The 20,713-nt window shown below is 69.0% G+C and carries 21 protein-coding genes; 19 read left to right on the top strand and 2 right to left on the bottom strand.

Annotated features, from left to right (window positions below; genetic code table 11):
- Positions 1-68 precede the first annotated feature (68 nt).
- Positions 69-1,316, bottom strand: coding sequence for a LysM peptidoglycan-binding domain-containing protein (locus tag ACFXOO_RS14830; RefSeq protein WP_394563971.1), 1,248 nt, complete (start codon positions 1,314-1,316; stop codon positions 69-71).
- A gap of 185 nt (positions 1,317-1,501) precedes the next feature.
- On the opposite strand from ACFXOO_RS14830, the gene ACFXOO_RS14825 reads away from it, so the two are divergent.
- Entirely contained in the window at positions 1,502-1,852 is a 351-nt protein-coding gene (locus tag ACFXOO_RS14825; RefSeq protein ID WP_378840250.1) for an Rv2175c family DNA-binding protein, read from the top strand.
- A gap of 11 nt (positions 1,853-1,863) precedes the next feature.
- Here ACFXOO_RS14825 and ACFXOO_RS14820 read toward each other — a convergent pair whose 3' ends face one another.
- Positions 1,864-2,958: a polyprenyl synthetase family protein gene (locus ACFXOO_RS14820; RefSeq protein WP_378840248.1), complete on the bottom strand. Its 1,095-nt coding sequence runs from the start codon at positions 2,956-2,958 to the stop codon at positions 1,864-1,866.
- A gap of 65 nt (positions 2,959-3,023) precedes the next feature.
- Between ACFXOO_RS14820 and ACFXOO_RS14815 the strand changes: the two genes are divergently transcribed.
- From ACFXOO_RS14815 to lspA, 18 genes are all read left to right on the top strand, one after another.
- Entirely contained in the window at positions 3,024-3,398 is a 375-nt protein-coding gene (locus tag ACFXOO_RS14815) for a DUF3040 domain-containing protein (protein ID WP_378840241.1), read from the top strand.
- Positions 3,399-3,630: 232 nt separating this feature from the next.
- Positions 3,631-4,062 (top strand): division/cell wall cluster transcriptional repressor MraZ, encoded by a 432-nt coding sequence (mraZ, locus tag ACFXOO_RS14810; protein ID WP_378840685.1) that lies wholly within the window; start codon positions 3,631-3,633, stop codon positions 4,060-4,062.
- Positions 4,063-4,164: 102 nt separating this feature from the next.
- The gene (rsmH, locus tag ACFXOO_RS14805; protein ID WP_378840238.1) at positions 4,165-5,118 is read left to right on the top strand and encodes a 16S rRNA (cytosine(1402)-N(4))-methyltransferase RsmH; all 954 of its coding nucleotides are present in this window, start codon (positions 4,165-4,167) and stop codon (positions 5,116-5,118) included.
- The gene (locus ACFXOO_RS14800) at positions 5,115-5,708 is read left to right on the top strand and encodes a hypothetical protein (RefSeq protein WP_378840236.1); all 594 of its coding nucleotides are present in this window, start codon (positions 5,115-5,117) and stop codon (positions 5,706-5,708) included. The genes rsmH and ACFXOO_RS14800 overlap by 4 nt, the downstream gene beginning before the upstream one ends.
- 4 nt (positions 5,709-5,712) lie before the next feature.
- On the top strand, positions 5,713-7,500 hold the full coding sequence (locus ACFXOO_RS14795; protein ID WP_378840234.1) for a peptidoglycan D,D-transpeptidase FtsI family protein: 1,788 nt from the start codon (positions 5,713-5,715) through the stop codon (positions 7,498-7,500).
- A gap of 39 nt (positions 7,501-7,539) precedes the next feature.
- Positions 7,540-8,952: a UDP-N-acetylmuramoyl-tripeptide--D-alanyl-D-alanine ligase gene (murF, locus tag ACFXOO_RS14790; RefSeq protein WP_394563970.1), complete on the top strand. Its 1,413-nt coding sequence runs from the start codon at positions 7,540-7,542 to the stop codon at positions 8,950-8,952.
- On the top strand, positions 8,949-10,043 hold the full coding sequence (mraY, locus tag ACFXOO_RS14785; RefSeq protein WP_378840228.1) for a phospho-N-acetylmuramoyl-pentapeptide-transferase: 1,095 nt from the start codon (positions 8,949-8,951) through the stop codon (positions 10,041-10,043). The genes murF and mraY overlap by 4 nt, the downstream gene beginning before the upstream one ends.
- Positions 10,040-11,584, top strand: coding sequence for a UDP-N-acetylmuramoyl-L-alanine--D-glutamate ligase (gene murD, locus ACFXOO_RS14780; RefSeq protein WP_378840224.1), 1,545 nt, complete (start codon positions 10,040-10,042; stop codon positions 11,582-11,584). The genes mraY and murD overlap by 4 nt, the downstream gene beginning before the upstream one ends.
- Positions 11,541-12,797, top strand: coding sequence for a putative lipid II flippase FtsW (gene ftsW / locus ACFXOO_RS14775; protein ID WP_378840221.1), 1,257 nt, complete (start codon positions 11,541-11,543; stop codon positions 12,795-12,797). Before murD ends, ftsW begins: the two co-directional genes overlap by 44 nt.
- Positions 12,798-12,859: 62 nt before the next feature.
- On the top strand, positions 12,860-13,948 hold the full coding sequence (locus tag ACFXOO_RS14770) for a UDP-N-acetylglucosamine--N-acetylmuramyl-(pentapeptide) pyrophosphoryl-undecaprenol N-acetylglucosamine transferase (RefSeq protein WP_394563969.1): 1,089 nt from the start codon (positions 12,860-12,862) through the stop codon (positions 13,946-13,948).
- Between the two features lie 70 nt (positions 13,949-14,018).
- Positions 14,019-15,449: a UDP-N-acetylmuramate--L-alanine ligase gene (gene murC / locus ACFXOO_RS14765; protein WP_378854320.1), complete on the top strand. Its 1,431-nt coding sequence runs from the start codon at positions 14,019-14,021 to the stop codon at positions 15,447-15,449.
- A gap of 6 nt (positions 15,450-15,455) precedes the next feature.
- Entirely contained in the window at positions 15,456-16,412 is a 957-nt protein-coding gene (locus tag ACFXOO_RS14760) for an FtsQ-type POTRA domain-containing protein (protein ID WP_378854318.1), read from the top strand.
- Positions 16,413-16,579: 167 nt separating this feature from the next.
- Positions 16,580-17,725, top strand: coding sequence for a cell division protein FtsZ (ftsZ, locus tag ACFXOO_RS14755; protein WP_378840212.1), 1,146 nt, complete (start codon positions 16,580-16,582; stop codon positions 17,723-17,725).
- 81 nt (positions 17,726-17,806) lie between these two features.
- On the top strand, positions 17,807-18,496 hold the full coding sequence (locus ACFXOO_RS14750; RefSeq protein ID WP_394563968.1) for a YggS family pyridoxal phosphate-dependent enzyme: 690 nt from the start codon (positions 17,807-17,809) through the stop codon (positions 18,494-18,496).
- A 33-nt stretch (positions 18,497-18,529) separates the two neighbouring features.
- Positions 18,530-18,991 (top strand): cell division protein SepF, encoded by a 462-nt coding sequence (locus tag ACFXOO_RS14745; RefSeq protein ID WP_378840207.1) that lies wholly within the window; start codon positions 18,530-18,532, stop codon positions 18,989-18,991.
- Positions 18,992-19,000: 9 nt separating this feature from the next.
- On the top strand, positions 19,001-19,300 hold the full coding sequence (locus ACFXOO_RS14740) for a YggT family protein (RefSeq protein ID WP_378840204.1): 300 nt from the start codon (positions 19,001-19,003) through the stop codon (positions 19,298-19,300).
- A gap of 134 nt (positions 19,301-19,434) precedes the next feature.
- A complete protein-coding gene (locus ACFXOO_RS14735) occupies positions 19,435-20,064 on the top strand; it encodes a DivIVA domain-containing protein (protein ID WP_394563967.1) in 630 nt (209 codons plus the stop codon).
- Positions 20,065-20,071: 7 nt separating this feature from the next.
- Positions 20,072-20,704 (top strand): signal peptidase II, encoded by a 633-nt coding sequence (gene lspA / locus ACFXOO_RS14730; RefSeq protein ID WP_394563966.1) that lies wholly within the window; start codon positions 20,072-20,074, stop codon positions 20,702-20,704.
- Positions 20,705-20,713 lie beyond the last annotated feature (9 nt).

The raw sequence follows: 20,713 nt of genomic DNA, 5'->3' as shown, positions 1-20,713 counted from the left end.
AGAGTCTACGGAGCGCGTGCAGTCCGACCCGGCAGCGGCTCACCCTCCGTGACCGGGTCGAGACACGATCAGCCGAGGGCGGCGAGCCACGAGGAGGCGGGCTGCTCCCACTGCGCGTAACGGTCGGGGTATGCAGAGATCTGCACCGCCTGCGCGGCATCCGCGAAGCTCATGCTCTGCCAGCCCGCGATGTCCAGGAGTCCGCGCGTCGTCGACCCGTTGGGATCCGACGGGCCGCCGAAGAACGCCCGCGCGGCACGGTCGCCGTCGCGCACCTGGTCGGCGCTGCCCCAGCCCATGCTGGGACGCTGTTGGAACAGCCCGAGCGAGTCGCGGTCGCCCCAGTCCAGGTTGCGCAGCCACGATTCCTGCATGGCCGTGCCGAGTGCAATGGTGATGCCACGGTCGGGCACGCCCATCTCGCGGCCGACACGGATGATCAACTGCGCGTTGGCCGCCTGTTCCGCATCGAGGCTCGAGCTTGCCGCGGCGGACAGGGGGGTGACGGATGCGGCGGCGACCATACCCGCGGCCGGAAGGGCGATGCTCTGCCCGGGGTAGATGATCGACGCTGTCGTCAGTCCGTTCGCGTCGAGGATCGCGCGGGTCGTCGTGCCGTGACGGCTCGCGATCGCGCTGATCGTGTCGCCTGCCTCGACGGTGTACGCGCCGGATGTCACGGCGGGGGCCGACGCCGGCACCACGGCGGCGGGCGCCGACGCCGTGGCGGCGACCGACCCGGGGAGGGCCAGAGCCTGACCTGGATAGATGATCGACGCCCGCGTCAGGCCGTTGGCGTCGAGCACGGCTTGGATGCTCGTTCCGTGCGCCCGTGCGATCGCACTGATCGTGTCTCCGGCGGCGACGGTGTACGACCCCGATGCGGCGGGCGGCGTCGCAGGCGCAGCGGACGCGGGCGCGGCGGCGACGGCGCCGTTCAAGCGCAGCACCTGGCCCGGATAGATGACAGAGGAGCGGCTGAGTCCGTTGATCGCGAGCACGTCGGCGGTTCGCAGGTCGAATCTCCCGGCGATCGCACTGACCGTGTCTCCCGCGGAGACGGTGTAGGTGTCGGGTGCGACGGCGCTCTGCACCCGCGCCGAGACCGCGGCGTGGGAGCCGGTCGCCACAGGGTGGACACCGCTGCGAGGTGTTTCGCGCGCGTGGGCGCGCTCGTCTCCGGCTGCGTGCGCGGGCATCGCCGTGAGCGACATTGCGAGCGAGCCGACGATGACGGCGGGTACGCCGATGCCGAACGCGCGGTTCTGCATCGGGTTCGGGCGGGCGGGCGGGCGGTGCATTTCGGGTGGTCGCACGAGTTTTCCCTCTCCGGTGACTTCCCACACCGTGTCACGGAAGTAAAAAGGTGTCAACCAGTGATAAGGGAGTTGCAGGTGGTGCAGAAGTGATGAAAGTGTACTGGGCGTCGACCACGCCGCTGCCGGACGCCCGCCGCGCCGCGGTCACCGGCTCCAGGTTTCCGAAGTGAGATAGTGGACTCGTGACCGGAGAGACCGACCCCCGCATCGAGACCGAATGGCTGACGCTGCCGCAGCTCGTGGACGTACTCGGACTTCCGCTGACCAGAGTGCGTCAGCTCCTGGACGAACGCCATCTGATCGGCACGCGCCGTACGGGTGCGCTCACCGTGCCCTCGGTGTTCATCGTCGAGGACGAGCCGTTGGGCTCCCTTCGCGGAACCATCTTCGTGCTCCAGGACGCCGGCTTCACCGACGACGAGGTCATCGACTGGATGCTCGCGGACGAGGAGTCCATCGGAATGCCGCCGATCGCGGCCTTGCGAGCGGGACGCAAGAGCGAAGTGCGCCGCGTCGCACAGTCCGCCGGCTGAGGGCGGTTCCGTCAGGCGGTGCGAGCGGTCGCGGCGTGCGCCAGCCTGCGTAGTTCGCCCAGTGCATCGTCGGCGAGCGGGGCGCCCGTGAGCGCATCGTCGGCGGCCGCCACGTAGTCGGTGATGAGCGCCTCGACGCGATCGAGCCCGCCGGAGGCGACGATGGCCGTCTGAAGCGACGAGATCTGCGCCGTATCCAAGGATGGATCGCCGATGAGACCGTCCATCCGCGAGCGGTCTTCGGGCGACATCCCCTCGCGGGCATACGCGATGAGCACGGTGCGCTTCCCCTCGCGCAGGTCGTCACCCGATGGCTTACCGGTGACGCTCTCGTCGCCGAAGACCCCCAGAACGTCGTCGCGCAGTTGGAAGGCCATGCCGATCGGGTGACCGAACGCGGAGAGCGCATGCTGCTGCGCCGTGTCGGCGCCGGCCAGGGCCGCCCCGATCAGCAGCGGCTGCTCCACGCTGTAACGCGCGGACTTCAGCGAGGCGACCCGGAGCGCGCGCTCCGCCTGCAACTCGTCGGCCGCGGCGCGGAACGCCGACTCCTCGGCGACGTCGAGGAACTGGCCGACCGTGACGACGCGACGCATGAGCGCGTACTCCCGGCGCGCACCGGCGCCGGCATCGGGGGCGGCCTCGGCGAATCCCTCCTCGGCCAGATCGTCGCTCCACGCCACGAGCAGGTCACCCAGCAGAATGGCCCCGGAACGGCCGAACGCGGCGGCATCGCCCTCCCAGCCCGCCGCGCGGTGCTGCGACTCCAGAGCGCGGTGGGCAGCGGGGCGCCCTCGACGGGTGTCGGAGTTGTCGATCAGATCGTCGTGGACGAGTGCTGCGGCGTGAAAGATCTCGAGAGCGGATGCCGCGGCCACGACGCCGTCGTCGGGCGAAGTCATGCGCCCTGACGCCTCCTCCACAGCCCTCCACCCCGCCAGGCAGAACCGCGCGCGCAGACGCTTCCCGCCCTGGAGGGCGGCGATCGCAGCTTCGATCAGACCTTCGCCTTCGGGGCCCCATTCCTGTGCTTCCACACGTCGGGCGGTGAAGAAGTTGTCCAGACGCTGGGAAACAGCTTGAATCGGATCCGTGGTCGGCGACACAGGCCTAGCCTAGTGATCGACGGCGGACGTAGACTTTACGCCCAGGGAATCTCAGAGGGGGAAGCATGCCACTCTCCGAACAGGAGCAGCGTCTGCTTGACGAGATGGAACGCCATCTCATGCACAACGACGCAGATGTCGTGAGCGCGTCCACGGACGGCCGAACTCTGAGTTATCGGAACATCGTCTACGGCACCATCCTCGTGCTGGTGGGGCTCGGCGGCCTGATCGCCGGGGTGTCCATTCCACTCGTGGTGGTGGGTGTCATCAGCTTCGTCGTCATGCTGGGGGGAGTGATCCTCGCGGTCACGCCGACGCGGGCGGGCAACGGTCGCGTGGCTGCCGATCCGGCACAGCCCGCGAAGGCGAAGGCCTCGTCATCCGGATCCTTCATGGACCGCATGAACGACCGGTGGGAGCGCCGCCAAGAAGACCGCTGAGCACCGAGTCCGCCCGCGTCAGCAGGCGGCGAGAAGTTGCAGAGCACCGACCTTCGGGTCGGTGCTCTTTTTCGTGCGCCCGTCGTCCTGCGTCGTCGCGCGGAGAACCCCCCGCCGGGCGCACGTGGGTCGTCTGCCGCACCAGTCCCGGCAATTCTGTAGGTAAGTGGAGGGAAGTGGAGTAAAGTGGCGAACGCAACCCAGCGGGGCCGGACGAAGGGGGGTGGTGGCGATGCTTCTCGGCACGCACGCTCCCAAGCTCGACGACAAGGGTCGGGTCATCCTCCCCGCGAAATTCCGTGAAGACCTCGGCAACGGCATCGTCGTGACCCGCGGGCAGGAGCGGTGCCTGTACGTGTTCAGCACGGAGGAGTTCGAGCGGGTGCACGAGCGCATCCGCGAAGCGCCGCTCTCCAACAAGCAGGCACGCGACTTCCTGCGCATGTTCCTGTCGGGCGCGAGCGCCGAGAAGCCGGACAGCCAGAACCGCATCACGATCCCGCCGCCGTTGCGCGCGTACGCGGGCCTCGAGAAGGACCTCGTCGTCACAGGGGTCGGTGCGCACGCGGAGATCTGGAACGCGGACGCCTGGAACGCCTACGCCGACAGCAACGAAGACAGCTACGCCGATATGGAGCAGGAGGTGATCCCGGGCCTCTTCTAGCGTCCTCGGTTGCGATCTCCCGCCGCTCACGCCCTGACACACTTCCCCGGTGCCAGGTCGGAGCGGAAGGGGATCGGAATCTGGGAACAGGGCCCCGAGACCATGAGCCTCCGCGACATCCACACCCCCGTCCTGCTCGACCGCTGCGTCGAGCTGCTCGCTCCCGCGCTCGAGCGCGACGGCGCCGTCCTCGTGGACGCGACCCTCGGCATGGGCGGACACTCCGAAGCCTTCCTCGAGCGCTTCCCCGGAATGCGGCTCATCGGGCTCGACCGCGACCACGACGCCCTGCGTATCGCGGGCGAGAGGCTGCAGCCGTTCGGTGACCGCGTCACCCTGGTGCATACGGTCTACGACGGCATCGGCGAGGCGATCACCCGGAGCGGTCTCCGCTCCGTCGACGGGATCCTCTTCGACCTGGGGGTGTCGTCGCTGCAGCTCGATGTCGCAGACCGGGGATTCGCCTATGCACAGGATGCACCCCTGGACATGCGGATGGATCAGAGCGGCGGCACGACGGCCGCCGACATCGTCGCGACCTACGGGGAAGGCGATCTGCGCCGCATCTTCGAGCGGTACGGCGAGGAGAAGCTCGCGGGCCGCTACGCCCGTGCCATCATCTCCGCTCGCGGCGCCGGCCGCATCGAGCGCTCGGGTGAGCTCGTCGACATCCTTCAGGCCGCCACGCCCGCGGCTCTCAAACAAGCCGGTCATCCCGCGAAACGCGTCTTCCAGGCATTGCGCATCGAGGTCAACGGCGAGCTGTCGGTGCTCGAGCGGGCGATCCCCTCGGCTCTCGAGCGTCTGCGTGTCGGCGGGCGCATCGTCGTGATGTCCTATCAGTCCCTCGAGGACCGCCTGGTCAAGCGCGTGCTCGCAGACGCCTCGACCTCGACTGCTCCGGCCGGTTTGCCGGTGGAGCTTCCCGAGCACGCCCCGCAGTTCCGCCTGCTGGTCAAGGGAGCGGAACAGGCTTCGGCCGACGAGATCGCGCGCAATCCGCGCGCGACCCCGGTGCGGCTGCGCGCCGCCGAGCGACTCAAGGAGGCGGCGTGAGCACCGCGACCATCGCGCGGGGCGCTCTTCCCGCCCGCACCACGAGCACACCGACCCGCGGGCTGCGGCCGGTCGCGGCATCCGCTCGCCGCCGCCGCCCGCGGCTGCTGTACGGCATCGTGGCGCTGGCCGGCGCCGTGGCCATCGGCGCCGCCCAGATGGCGCTGTCGATCGTCACGACCCAGGGCTCGTACGAGCTGACGGCCCTGACCCAGCAGCAGCGCGAACTCGACTGGAACAAGCAGATCCTGCAGGACGACATCGCCGGGCTGAATTCGCCGCAGTACCTCGCGGCCAATGCGGCGGCGCTCGGCATGGTCATCGACGAGTCTCCGAGCTATCTGCGGCTCAGCGACGCCGCGATCCTCGGGAGCGGCTCGGCATCGCTGGGGGCGTCTTCCGTCGACGCTCTGGGCCGTGGCACGGTGCCGAACGCCCTCATCACCGAGACTCCTCTGGTGACGGCTCCGGATGCCACGATCCAGGGCGCTCCTGTCCCGACCGTCGACCCGACCGCGGTGACGGAGGACGGCGTATCGAACACGCCGCCGCCACTGACCGACGGTCTGCCGACCCCCAGCACACACTGAGTACATGAGCACGAGAGCCACGCGCAGCCCGCGCCGCCGCACCGTGATCGCTCTCGCGGTCGTGCTGGCGGTCCTCGCGGGCTTCATCGTGCGACTCGTGGACATCCAGGTCGTGAACGCTGAGGAGAACATGGCGCAGGCGAAGTCCTACAGTCTGGGCGCCTCCCGCCCGCTGTACGGCACGCGGGGCGCGATCGTGGACGAGTCCGGGCAGACGCTGGCCGGCAGCATCCTGCTCTACGACGGCGTGCTGGACCCCAAGAACGTCGGCACCTACACGCGCACCACGGCGGCCGGCGTCACCGAGAAGGTCACGTGGGAGCAGGCCTCGGGGGAGATCGCCGGGATCACCGGGCAGAGCGCCGCCGACATCCAGAAGATCGTCGCCTCGGCGCTCGCCGCGGACCCCGCCGACCAGTACGAGCGATTCCAGCGCGGACTCACCACCGAGCAGTATCGCGCCCTGGTGGAGACCGGTGCACCGTATCTCTCGTTCGAGCAGCACCCCGCACGCACCTACCCCGACGGCGCCGTGGCGGGGAATCTCTTGGGATTCATGGGTATCGACGGCGATGCCCTGCAGGGCCTCGAGCTCAGTCAGGACTCCTGCCTCGCCGCCACCAACGGCTCTCTGACGTATGAGAAGGGCAAGGACGGCGTCGTCATCCCCGGCACGGAAACGACGGATCCCGCGGTGAACGGCGGGACGCTGCAGCTCACGATCAACCGGGATCTCAACTGGTACCTGCAGCAGCTCATCGGCGAGCAGGTGCAGGACATGGGCGCGAAGCGCGGCACGATCACCGTCGTGGAGGCGAAGACGGGCAAGATCCGCGCCGCCGCCGAGTACCCCAGCGTCGACCCCAACAATGTGAGCGCCGCCGCCCAGGACGATCAGCGCAGCCACATCTTCACCGACACCTTCGAGCCCGGCTCGACGTTCAAGGCCCTCACCGCGTCCACGGTCCTCGACGCCGGCGGTCAGACCCTGGACTCGACCGTCGTCGCATCCAGCCGTGAGAAGTTCCCGAACGGCGCGTCCGTGCAGGACGCCTTCACGCACGATGCATACGACTACACGCTCGCCGGTGTCCTCATCGATTCGTCCAACGCGGGCATCTCGAAGTTCAGCGAGACCGTGTCGCCGCAGACCCGCTTCGACTACCTCCAGAAGTTCGGCATCGGACAAGGCAGCGCGGTCGGATTCGGTGGTGAGGCCAAGGGTGACCTGGTCCCCGTCGCGAACTGGGACAACCAGCAGACGTACAACACGTCGTTCGGACAGGGCGTCACCACGACGGTCCCCGAACTCGTGGGCGCCTACGGCGCGATCGCCAACGGCGGGCTGAAGATGCCGCTCTCCCTGGTCGAGTCGTGCACGAAGGCGGACGGCACCGTCATCACCCCGACGCTCCCGGAGCCGACGCAGGTGCTGAGTGCGCAGACCTCCGCCGAGATGCGGGAGATCCTCGAGAACGTCGCGATGCAGGCCGGCTACGCCAAGCAGGTCGCGATCCCCGGATATCGGATCGCGACGAAGACCGGAACGGGCGAGAAATCCGACGGCAACGGACGGTACAAGGCGGGCGTCTACTTCACCACGATGATCGGATTCGCCCCCGCGGACGACCCGCAGTACATCGTCGCCGTCACTCTCGACGAGCCCACCACGATAACCTCGTCTTCGGCCAACGCGCCCGCCTTCCAGAAGGCGATGACCCAGGTTCTGAAGACCTACCGCGTCATGCCGTCCACGACACAGCCGACGGTGCTCCCCAAGTTCGGTGAGTGACGCCGCAGACCGACCCACCCCGGTCCGCTCGGAGAAATCATGATCGCCCTCACCCTCACCCAGTTCGCCGACGCGATCGGCGGGGAGCTTCGGCTCACCGGAGCGGACACCGCCGAGACGACGGTCTCGGGGACCGTCGACACCGACTCGAGGGTGATCGGCGCGGGGGACATCTTCGTCGCGAAGCCCGGCGAGGTCACCGACGGCCATCTGTTCGTCGCCGTCGCCGCACAGGCGGGGGCAGCCCTCGCGATCGTGGAGCGTCCCGTCGACGCGCCCGTCTCGCAGATCGTCGTCCCCGACGTCGTGGACGCCCTCGCGACGCTGGCGCGCTTCGTCGTCTCGCAGGTGCGCAGCCTCGGCCGTCTGCGCGTCATCGGCATCACGGGCTCGAACGGCAAGACCACGACGAAGAATATGCTCGCGCGCATCCTCGAGGCCGAAGGTGAGACCGTGGCGCCGCGAGCCTCCCTCAACAACGAGGTGGGTGCGCCGCTGACCATGCTGCGGGTGACCGACGACACGGCGTTTCTGGTGAGCGAGTTCGGTGCGAGCGGGCCGGGGGAGATCGCTCGGTTGGCGGGTCTCGTCGAACCCGACGTCTCGGTCGTGCTCATGGTCGGCATGGCCCACGCCGGCGGCTTCGGTGGAATCGAGGCCACGTTCGCGGCCAAGTCGGAACTCGTCCACGCCACCCGCCCCGGAGGCGTGGCGGTCCTCAACATCGACGACGGGCGCGTCGCCTCGATGGCGACGATCGCGACGGCGCGGGACATCTCGGTGCGCTCCTTCGGTCGCAGCGGAACCGCCGACGTCCGCGCCGACGACGTCGAGGTGAGCGCATCGGGTACGCGCTGCGTCGTCACGATCGACGGCCGGAGCCTTCCGCTGCGCCTGCAGGTTCTCGGTGAGCACCACGTCATGAACGCCCTCGCCGCAATCGCGGCGGCGACCGCGCTGGGAGTGTCCTTCTCCGACAGCGTCGCCCGCGTCGAGACCCTCGAGATCGCGGAGCGGTGGCGTATGGAGCCTCTCGGCTCGGAGCGCGTCCGCATCATCAACGACGCCTACAACGCCAGCCCCGACTCGATGGCGGCGGCGCTGCGCACCCTGGCGCAGCTGACCGGCCCGGGGGAGCGGACGGTCGCCGTGCTCGGCGCGATGAGCGAGCTCGGCGAATACTCCGAGGAAGAGCACGATCGCGTCGGGCTCCTCGCCGTCCGCCTGCGCATCCAGCGCATCGTGATCGTCGGCGCGGACGCCCGGCGGATGTTCCTCGAAGCCATCAGCCAGGGATCGTGGGACGGCGAAGCCGTCTTCTTCCCCGACGCCGACGCCGCCTACGACTATCTGATGGGCGAGCTGCGCGACGGCGACCGCGTCCTCGTGAAGTCCTCCAACGCCGCCGGTCTCCGGTTCCTCGGCGATCGTCTGGGAGAATCGTTCTCGTGAGATCACTCCTGACGGCGGCTGCGATCTCGATGGCCTTCACGCTGTTCCTGACTCCTCTGTTCCTGCGTCTCTTCCGCGCGTGGGGCTGGGGCCAGGTGATCCGTACGCCCGAGAACATCAACAACCCCTCCCACGGCGCCAAGCGTGGTACGCCCACGATGGGCGGCACGATCTTCATCGCGGGCACCATCATCGGCTACCTCGTCGGCAGTTTCACCGGGAACAACCCGCCCACGATCTCGGGGTGGCTCGTGATCTGGATGATGGTCGGCTTCGGGGCGGTCGGCTTCATCGACGACTACATGAAACTTCGCCGACAGCGCAGCCTCGGCCTCAGCGGCTGGCGCAAGATCGTCGGTCAGATCCTGGTCGCCGTCCCCTTCGCCGTCGTGGCACTGAACTTCCCCAATGCGTGGGACCAGACGCCCGCGTCGCCCTTCATCTCGGTCGTGCGTGATGTGCCGATGCTGTCGTTCATGGCCCTCGGTCCGATCATCGGCTGGCTCCTGTATCTGGGGTGGATCTCCCTGGTGGGGGTCGCCACGTCGAACTCGGTGAACGTGAGCGACGGCCTCGACGGACTGGCCGCGGGGGCGGGCATCTTCGTCACCGGGGCCTACAGCCTGATCGCGTTCTGGCAGTTCAACCAGATGTGTCAGACGGCTCCGTCCGCCGCCTGCTATTCCACGCGCGACCCGTTCGACCTCGCCATCATCTCCGCCGCCTTCGTGGGGGCCCTCGTCGGCTTCCTCTGGTGGAACGCACCGAAGGCGCAGGTGTTCATGGGCGATGTCGGATCGATGGCGATCGGCGGTGTCATCGCGGCGATGGCCATCCTGACCCGCACCGAGCTGCTCCTCGTGCTCGTCGCGGGCGTGTACGTGATCGCATCCGGCTCGGTGATCCTCCAGCGCCTCTACTTCAAACTGACCCGCGGCAAACGCCTGTTCCTGATGAGCCCGCTCCACCACCACCTCGAGATGCGCGGGTGGGCGGAGATCACGATCGTCGTCCGCATGTGGATCATCGCCGGCATCCTCGCCGTCCTCGGCGTGGGTCTCTTCTACGTCGAGTGGCTGGCACGCACGTGAGCGCTCCGCGCCTGGATGCATTGACCAGTTGGCACGCCGATTGGCGCGGCCTGCGCGTCGCCGTGCTCGGGCTCTCGGTGACGGGGTTCTCCGTGGCCGACACCCTCGCTGAACTCGGAGCCGACGTCCTCGTCGTCACCGAAGCCGCCGACGAGGAGTACGCCCGGCTCCTGCCCGTCATCGGCGTGAAGCTGTGGACCGGTCCGCTGCAGAACGTGCCGGGAGACCTCGCCGACTTCGCGCCCGAGGTCATCGTCGCCTCACCGGGCTTCTCGCCGCGGCATCCGATCGTGGAGTGGGCCGGAGTGCAGGGCATCGCTCTCTGGGGCGACGTCGAGCTGGCATGGCGGCTGCGCGACAAGGTCGTGCGGCCGGATGGGACACCTGCCGCCTGGGTACTCGTGACCGGCACGAACGGCAAGACCACGACGACGCGGCTCGCCGCGTCGATGCTGGTGGCAGGCGGCCTGCGCGCCGCCCCGGTGGGCAACATCGGTGTGCCGGTCCTCGACGCCGTCCGCGATCCCGCGGGCTTCGACGCGCTCGTCGTCGAGCTCTCGAGCCACCAGCTCTGGTATCTCGGGCAGCAGCGGACACCCCGCCCGGTCTCGCCCCACGCGAGCGTATGCCTGAACCTGGCCGAGGACCACCTCGAATGGCACGGCACCTTCGAGGCGTACCGCGACGCCAAGGCCGTCGTCTACGCGCACACCCGGATCGCCTGCGTCTACAACAAAGCGGATGCCGCGACCCGCACCATGGTCGAAGAGGCCGAGGTCATCGACGGCGCGCGGGCGATCGGCTTCGACCTCGGCATCCCGGGGCCGAGCGATCTCGGCCTGGTCGACGGGATCCTCGTGGATCGCGCCTTCCTGGAGGAGCGCGCCACGAGCGCCCTCGAACTCACGACCGTGGACGATCTCGCCGCACGCGGCCTGGCCGCCCCGCATATGGTCGCCAACATCCTGGCGGCGAGCGCCCTCGCGCGGGCGCTCGGCGTCCCGCCGGCCGCCGTGCGCGACGCGCTCGCGGACTTCCGGCTCGACCCGCACCGCATCGACGTCGTGGCCGTCGCGTCCGGCGTCACCTGGGTGGACGACTCGAAGGCGACGAACCCGCACGCCGCGAACTCATCGCTGGCGGCGTTCCCCGGCGCGGTCTGGGTCGTCGGCGGCCAGCTGAAGGGCGTCGACATCGGCGACCTCGTCGCCGGGCGCGGCAGCAGGGCGAAAGCCGCGATCGTGATCGGGGTCGACCGCGAGCAGATCATGTCGGCGTTCGCGCGACACGCGCCCGAGGTGCCCGTGATCGAGGTGCCGCACGATGAGACTGAAGACGTCATGGCGCGGGTCGTCGAACTGGCCGCCGGTATCGCTCGTGACGGGGACGTCGTTCTTCTCGCCCCCGCCGCGGCATCCTTCGACCAGTTCGCTTCGTACGCGGACCGCGGCCGACGCTTCGCGGCGGCCGTGCAGGACTGGATCGAACGGGGACACGATGGCGGGGAGACCACCGACACGGACCCTTCCGACCGGTTCTGACGGCGACCGCACGGACGGCCGTGGGCTCGCCGCCCGCGTGTCGCTCGGTCGCGTGTTCGCACCGGTGCCGAGCGAATTCCTGCTCATCGCCTCCACCGCTCTGCTGCTCACGGGGTTCGGCCTCGTGATGGTGCTCTCCGCGACATCGGCGACGGCGACTGCAGCGGGCCAGCAGCCCTACGAGGCGGTCATCAAGCAGGCCGTGTTCGCGGTGATCGGCATCCCGCTCATGTTCATCGCGAGCCGGTTGCCGATCGCGTTCTGGAAGAAGATCGCCTGGCCGGCGCTGATCGCGGCGATCATGTTCCAGCTGCTCGTGTTCGTGCCCGGCATCGGCGTCGAGGCGAACGGCAACAGGAACTGGATCCAGATCGCGGGTGTGCAGGCGCAGCCCGCCGAGTTCCTCAAACTGACGCTGGCGCTGTGGATCGGGTACGTCCTGTACCGCAAGCAGACACTCCTCGGTCTCTGGCGGCATGTGTTCATCCCGCTCGTGCCGGTCACCCTGCTCGTGATCGCCACAGTGATGGCAGGGCACGACCTCGGCACGGCGATGATCCTCGCGCTCATCGCCCTGGGCGCGCTCTTCTTCTCCGGTGTCAAGTTGCGCATCTTCCTCCTCCCGCTCATCGCAGCGGCCGGCGGAGTCATCTTCTTCGCGGTCACCAGCCCCGACCGCATGCGCCGCATCATGAGCTTTCTGAACGCGGACTGCCTCGCCGATTACTACACCGACTGCTACCAGCCGCTGCACGGCATCTGGGGACTCGCCGGCGGCGGCGTGTTCGGGCTCGGACTCGGCAACTCGAAGGAGAAGTACGACTGGCTTCCTGCCGCCGCGAACGACTACATCTTCGCCATCGTCGGGGAAGAACTCGGACTCATCGGCTGCGGTGTCGTCCTCGGGCTGTTCGCCCTCTTCGCGATCGGCGCCTTCCATGTCATCCGCAAGACCCACGACCCGTTCGTGCGCATCGTTTCGGGCGGCATCACCATCTGGATCGTGGGTCAGGCGCTCATCAACATCGGCGTCGTGCTCCGGGTGTTCCCGGTGCTGGGCGTGCCTCTGCCGTTCATGTCACAGGGAGGCACGTCGCTCCTGTCGGTACTGATCGCCTCCGGGGTCCTGCTGTCGTTCGCGCGCGCCCTGCCGGCGAAGCGCCAGCCCGCCGCGCCCGTCCGTCCCGTGCGCATTCCGGCGGGCGTCCGCTGACCGCGACGCGGCGCATCGCGACGTCGTCGGGCTCGCGCAGGCGAGCGTGGAAGAATCTCCGGGTGAGCCCCCGTACCTATCTCCTCGCCGGCGGCGGCACCGCCGGGCACGTCAACCCGCTGCTGGCGGTCGCCGACGGGTTGCGGGCACGGGATGCCGCGGCATCCGTGCTGGTTCTGGGCACACGGGAGGGGCTCGAGGCGCGGCTCGTCCCGCTGCGCGGCTATGAGCTGCTGTTCGTGGACAAAGTGCCGTTCCCTCGGCGCCCCGATCGGGCCGCGGCCGCGTTCCCGACTCGTTTCCGTCGTGCCGTCGCACAGGTGAGGGCGCACATCCGCACGCACGACGTGGATGTGGTCGTGGGCTTCGGCGGCTACGCATCCGCCCCCGCGTATGTGGCCGCCGCTCGAGAGGGTGTGCCGTTCGTGGTGCACGAGGCGAACGCCCGCCCCGGCCTCGCCAATGTGCTCGGAGCACGGCGGGCGGCAGCCGTCGGCGTCGCGTTCGCCGGCACCCCCCTGCGTCGAGGGGAAGTCGTGGGCATGCCGCTGCGGCGCGAGATCGTCGACCTCGACGCGACCGCGCTGCGGTCGGAGGCCGCGCGGTATTTCGGGTTGGACGCGGCCCGGTCCACGCTGCTCGTCTTCGGGGGGTCGCTCGGCGCCCAGCGACTCAACGACGCACTCGCCGACTCCTGGCAGGACGTGCTCGACGCCGGTTGGCAGCTCCTGCACGTGACCGGCCAGAGGTCCGAGACGGCCGACCCGGGGGTGGCCGGATACGCACTGCGCCGTTACGTCGACCGGATGGACTTGGCGTTCGCGCTCGCCGACCTGATCGTCTCGCGCTCGGGGGCCGCGACCGTGAGCGAGATCAGCGCGCTGGGCATCCCCGCCGTCTACGTGCCGTACGCGGTGGGTAACGGTGAGCAGGCGCTCAACGCGTCGTCTGCGGTACGCGGCGGAGCGGCGCGCCTCATCTCCGACGCCGACTTCACGGCCGAGCGGGTGCGCAGCGAAATCGTTCCGCTGCTGGGCGATCGCGCGGCGCTCGACGGGATGCGTGCGGCCGCGACATCCGTCGGCAGCCGCACGGGCACCGAGAACGTCCTCACCCTGATCGATCGCGCAGCCGCGAGCCGACGCCGCTGAGCGCCCGTGCGCGCACCTCACAGCGTGCCGGGAGGTGTTGCCGGGCTCGCCAACTTAGGATTGTGGCGTCATGATCAGACCCGATTTGAGCCTTCCCCTGCCCGCCCGCATCGAGGCCGCGCACTTCATCGGCATCGGCGGTTCCGGCATGTCGGGCCTGGCTCGCATGTTCCTCGCGCGGGGGATCCGGGTATCGGGATCCGATCGCGCCGACAGCCCGGCTCTGCAGCAGCTGCGAGCCCTGGGCGCGCGAGTGCACGTCGGGCATGACGCGGCCCACCTCGGTGATGCCGACACGGTCATCCACACCGGCGCGATCTGGCCGGAGAATCCCGAGTTCGTGCGTGCCAGGCAAAGCGGGATGCCCCTCATCCACCGCTCCCAGGCGCTGCACTGGCTGATCGGCGGACGCCCCCTGGTCTCGGTGGCAGGTGCGCACGGCAAGACGACGTCGACGGGCATGATCGTGACGGCCCTGCAGTCGCTGGGTGCCGACCCGAGCTTCGTCAACGGGGGAGTGGTGACCCAGCTCGGAGTGTCGAGCGGCACCGGCGCGGACGACCTCTTCGTGATCGAGGCCGATGAGTCCGACGGAACGTTCCTGCTCTACGACACGTCGATCGCCCTCATCACCAACGTGGACCCCGACCACCTCGACCACTACGGCAGCGAAGACGCGTTCGTCGACGCGTTCGCACGATTCGCGAACGACGCCCGCGACGCCGTCGTCATCTCGTCCGACGACGCCGGCGCCCAGGACGTGCGTGCACGCCTCACGCATCCCCGGGTGCTGACGTTCGGTCGATCGGATGCCGCGGACCTGCACGTGACCGGGATCGTGACGGACGGACCGGTGTCGTTCACACTGTCGTACGACGGCGCGTCCGCCGACGTCCGGCTGGGCGTCCCGGGCGCGCACAACGCGATCAACGCGGCGGGCGCCGTCGGCGTCCTGCTCGCACTCGGGCACGACCTGCGGTCGGCCGCCGCCGCCGTCGAGGGGTTCGCGGGCACGGCACGCCGCTTCGAACTGCACGAGACCGTCCGCGGCGTGCGCGTCTACGACGACTACGCCCACCACCCCACCGAGGTCGCCGCCGCCCTGTCGGCCGCCCGCACCGTGATCGGCGGCGGACGGATCATCGCGCTGCACCAGCCGCACACGTACTCCCGCACACAGCTCATGGCGCGGGAGTTCGCCGATGTGCTCGAGCAGTACGCCGACCACACGGTGGTGCTCGATGTCTACGGTGCGCGCGAGGATCCGATCCCGGGCGTCACCGGCGAGCTGGTCAGCGCGGCGTTCGCGGATGCATCGCACGTGGCCTACGTCGCGGACTGGCAGCGTGCTGCCGACTACACCGCGTCCGTCGCGCGCGACGGGGATTTCATCATCACTCTGGGATGCGGGAACGTGAACCTCATCATCCCCCAGGTCATCGACGCCCTGGAGACTTCCCCCTCCCTACCCGCGCAGCCCGACGTCGTCGCGGCGAAGTAGCGCCGGATGCGTCGCCCCTCGCCCCTGCCCCCACCGCCGGTGGCGCCCCCCGTGGTCCGTCCGGACCGCGATGAGCCGCCACGGGTGCCCGGGGCGCACACCGACGACGAGCGGATCGCACGGACGCGTCGTCCGGTCGCTCCGCCGGACGCGGATGTCGTCGATCCTCCGTCCTCCTCGCCGGATGGGCCGGCCGCGCCGATCCGGGTCCGCGACGTGTGGCGCGCTGCTCGCGCACGGCGACGGGCGCTGCGGGCGGAGGTGCGCCGCTTCACCGTCCGGCAGCGACGGCGACGGCTGGTGTGGATCGGCGCGGCAGCGTCCCTCGTCCTGCTCGTGCTCGTCACGCTGGGAGCCGCGTACAGTCCGCTGTTCGCGGTGGAGAAGATCAGCGTGGTGGGGACATCGCAGCTCGATGCGGCCTCCGTGGAGTCCGCTCTGGCCACGCAGATCGGGACTCCGCTGCCGCTCGTGAGCGAGAGCGACGTCAAGGCGGCGCTCATCGGATTCCCGTTGGTGGAGACGTACTCCCTCGAGGCGCGCCCCCCGCACGAGCTGGTGGTGCGGATCGTCGAGAGGACCCCGATCGGCGTGATGGAGACCCGGGCCGGTTACACCGTCGTGGACGCCGCCGGTGTGGCGCTGTCCACGACCCCGACCGCGCCCGCCGGCCAACCGGTGCTCGACATCACGGGCGGTGCGAAGTCGGCGGCCTTCCGTGCCGCGGGAACCGTCATGCGCTCGCTCCCCGACGACATCCGCGCCCAGGTGACGGCTGTCACGGCCTCCACCGCCGACGACGTGACGATCACGCTCGGGGGCACGAACACGCAGATCATGTGGGGGAGTGCGGACGAGTCCGCGATGAAGGCTGTGGCCCTGGCGGCGACGATGAAGGCCCGACCGCCGTCGACGGTGAGCTCGTACGACGTGTCTTCCCCGGAGGCGGTCGTCGTCGGCTGACGACCCTCCGATCCACGCGTTTTCCTGCGAGTCTCACGACACGCCCACGGTGATCCGGATGGGGCGCCTGCAGCCGCATACCTTCAGATCAGGAATTGCATACCGAGCAATTCTTTATACCTCTACTAGAGGTTGAATGTTGACTTGTCAGGGGCACGGAGGCCGGCATGAGCCAGAACCAGAACTACCTCGCGGTGATCAAGGTCGTCGGGGTCGGCGGCGGCGGCGTGAACGCCGTCAACCGCATGATCGACCTCGGGCTGCGAGGCGTCGAGTTCATCGCGATCAACACGGACGCGCAAGCGCTCCTGATGAGCGATGCCGACGTCAAACTCGACGTGGGCCGCGAGCTCACCCGCGGACTCGGAGCAGGCGCTGACCCTGAAGTGGGACGACGCGCCGCCGAAGACCACGCGGAAGAGATCGAAGAGGCCCTGCGCGGGGCGGACATGGTCTTCGTCACGGCCGGCGAGGGCGGTGGCACCGGAACCGGTGGAGCGCCCGTGGTCGCGAAGATCGCCAAGTCGATCGGCGCGCTGACGATCGGTGTCGTCACGAAGCCGTTCTCGTTCGAGGGTCGTCGTCGTCAAAGCCAGGCGGAGACCGGTGTCGCCAAGCTGAAGGAAGAAGTCGACACGCTCATCGTCGTGCCGAACGACCGACTGCTCGAGATCAGCGACCGCGGCATCTCGATGATCGAGGCGTTCGCGACCGCCGATCAGGTGCTGCTCGCCGGTGTGCAGGGCATCACCGACCTCATCACCACTCCCGGGCTCATCAACCTCGACTTCGCCGACGTCAAATCGGTGATGCAGGGCGCGGGCTCGGCGCTCATGGGCATCGGCTCCGCCCGTGGTGCCGACCGCGCGATCAAGGCTGCCGAGCTGGCCGTCGAGTCCCCCCTGCTGGAGGCGAGCATCGAGGGCGCGCACGGTGTGCTGCTGTCGATCCAGGGCGGGTCGAACCTCGGAATCTTCGAGATCAACGACGCCGCCCAGCTGGTGAAGGAGGCGGCTCACCCCGAGGCCAACATCATCTTCGGTACCGTCATCGACGACACGCTCGGCGACGAGGTGCGCGTGACCGTCATCGCCGCCGGGTTCGACGGCGGAGAGCCCTCTCTCCGCCTGGACCCGGTCACGGCCGCGCGTCCCGCCACAGCCCCGGCACTCCCGGCCACGCCCGCTGCCGAGGTCGTGCGCGAACCCGAAGTGAAGAAGGAATCGGTCTCGGTGGCGGCATCCGTCCCCGACACGAGCTACGACTCGGCGTTCGGTGACGACGATCTCGACATCCCGGACTTCCTCAAGTAGGACCACCACCTCATCGACGCCCTCGACGCGGCGGCCTGCCCACGGGTACGGCCGTCGCGTCGAAGCGTGAAAAGGATCGCCGTGACTTCCGATCTCGCCGACAGGCTCGCCGTCGTCGACCAGCGCATCGTCGAGGCGATGCGCTCCGCGGGACGCGCGCCGGCGGAGCTCACGCGCATCGTCGTGACGAAGTTCCACCCCGCGGCCATCGTCGACGAGCTGTACGAGCTCGGCGTGCGCGATGTCGGCGAGAACAGGCAGCAGGAGCTCAGCGCCAAGCTCGCAGAAGTGGGACCGAAGGACGGACTGCGGTGGCACTTCATCGGGCAGGCACAGGCCAACAAAGCGCGTGCCGTGCGGGCCGCGGCATCCATCGTGCACTCCCTCGACCGAGCGCGCATCGTCGATGCTCTCGAAGCAGCCGGCACCGAGTCTGACCCGCCGCTCGACGTTCTGATACAGATCAACCTCACCGAGGACCCGGCACGCGGTGGCGTCGCGCCGGACGGCCTCGAGCAGCTTGCCGGGCACATCGCCGGATGCCGCACCCTGCGCCTTCGCGGCGTCATGGCCGTCGCTCCGCTCGATGAAAGCCCTGCGGCAGCGTTCGCCCGCCTGCACGCGTACTCCCTGCGCACACGGGCCATCGTGCCCGACGCCACCTGGATCTCCGCGGGGATGACGAACGATTTCGTGGAGGCGATCGACGCGGGCGCGACACACCTGCGGATCGGCTCCGCAATCACCGGTCCGCGCCCCCCGCGCGGCTAACCTCGAAAACAGACAGCGACAACGGAGGATGCGATGTCAAACCCGCTCAAGAAGACCATGGTGTACCTGGGCCTTGCCGACGAAGAGGAAGCCTACGATGAGCCGACTCCGCAGCCGACGAGCCGCAACAAAGTGCAGGCCGTCGAGAAGACTGCCCCGGTGACGCCGATCCACCGCCCGACCGTCGTGCGTCAGCCGGCGCCGTCGGCGATCAGCGAGATCCTCACGGTGCACCCCAAGCAATACCGCGACGCGCAGATCATCGCGGAGAACTTCCGCGACGGCATCCCGGTCATCATCAACCTGTCGCAGATGAGCGATGCGGACGCCCGTCGTCTGATCGATTTCGCGAGCGGTCTCTCCTTGGGCCTGTACGGCCGCATCGAGCGCGTCACCAGCAAGGTCTTCCTGCTTTCTCCCGAGAACGTGGCAGTTTCCGGTGACGGTGCTGTGGCGCAGGCCGATCCGGAGTCTGCGCCCTTCTCACAGCCGTAGTCTCGAGTAGTGAACATCGTCGGGATCCTCGCGTCCGTACTGAACGCCCTCCTGCTCGTCTTCGTCCTCTTCCTGCTGATACGTCTCATCCTCGACTGGATGCCGATGTTGAACCGGGAGTGGCGACCGAAGGGCTTCGGACTGGTGGCGGCCGAGATCGTGTATACGATCACGGATCCGCCGATCAAGCTCTTCCGCCGGTTCATCCCCCCGTTGCGGGTGGGCGCGATCGCCATCGATTTCGCCTACACCGCCACGATGCTCCTGTGCTTCGTCCTGCTGGGGATCACCGGCTCGCTGGCGGCCTGACGCGGCCCCGCAGCGCCCCCTCCCACCTTCGACACTCCCGTAGGCGGTGGCTATGCTGGGTGGGGTACGGTCGGCTCCCGCGGCTCAGCCAGAGACATCTGCCCGCGACCTGAACCCTCGGAAAAGGAAACATCATGGCATTGACCCCCGATGACGTCGTCACCAAGCAGTTCCAGCACGTTCGCTTCAAGGAGGGCTTCGACCCCGATGAGGTCGACGACTTCCTCGACGAGATCGTCGTCGAGTGGCGCAAGACGATCGCCGAGAACGACGAGCTGAAGGCCAAGCTCGCGGCCCTCGAGTCAGGCGACGCCCCGAGCGAAGCTGCTCATGAAGAAGCGCCCGCCGAAGAGACGCCCGCCGAGAGCCCCGCAGCTGAGGCGCCCGCCGCCGAGGCCTCGTCGACCGACTCGCAGGTGTCCGCCGACGTCGCTCCCGCCGCCGCGAGCGCCGGCATCATCGAACTCGCCCAGCGCCTCCACGACGAGCACGTCGCCGAAGGCAAGGCGCAGCGCGACCAGCTCATCTCCGACGCGCAGACGCAGGCTGCGGCTATCGTGTCCGAGGCCGAGGAGAAGGGGCGCATGGAGATGGAGCGCCTCGACCGCGAGCGCGCGACGCTCGAGGGCCGTATCACCGAGCTCCGCAACTTCGAGCGCGACTACCGCACCCAGCTGCGCAGCTGGATGGAGGGAAAGCTCCGCGACCTCGAGACGACCACCACGGCATCCGGAGCGACCCCGGTCTCAGCCATCGGTCTCTAGGCCGGTCTTGTCAGGCCGAGCCCCCCTCCGTACGGCAGCGGCCAGTACCCTCATCGCGATCCTCGCGGTGGCGGTACTGGCCGCTGACCAGTTCACCAAGCACCTCGCGATCCAGAACCTGCCGTCCGAGCGGCCCGTTCCCGTCCTGGGCGACTTCCTGATCTTGTACCTGATCCGCAATCCCGGAGCCGCATTCTCGCTCGGCGAGGGTGTCACCTGGATCTTCACGCTGGCGCTGGCGGCCGTCGCGGTCGTCATCCTCTGGCTGATGATCACGCGCGTGGGATCCCGCGCGTGGGCCATCGTCCTCGGACTGCTGCTGGGAGGTGTGCTCGGCAACCTGACCGACCGTCTGTTCCGTGCGCCGGGCTTCGCCGTCGGCCACGTGGTGGATTTCATCAACACCCCCTGGATGATGCCGGCGATCTACAACGTCGCCGACATCTTCATCGTGACGATGATGATCGGAGTGGCCGTCCTCGTCGTCAGCGGGCTGCATCTCGACGGCACCCGTGAGAACCGCGGGCACGCAGCGGACGACACGACACCCCGCGACGGCGGCGGCGACGGCGGCGAGGAGTCGCCGTCCGACGGAGCGGTCGAGGCGCGACCCGACGGCGAACCCCGAGACGGTCGCTGACGTGGACCG

This window comes from Microbacterium sp. P03 (genome assembly GCF_043556235.1).
Classification (GTDB): domain Bacteria; phylum Actinomycetota; class Actinomycetes; order Actinomycetales; family Microbacteriaceae; genus Microbacterium.
This window is presented reverse-complemented; position numbering and strand designations above follow the sequence as displayed.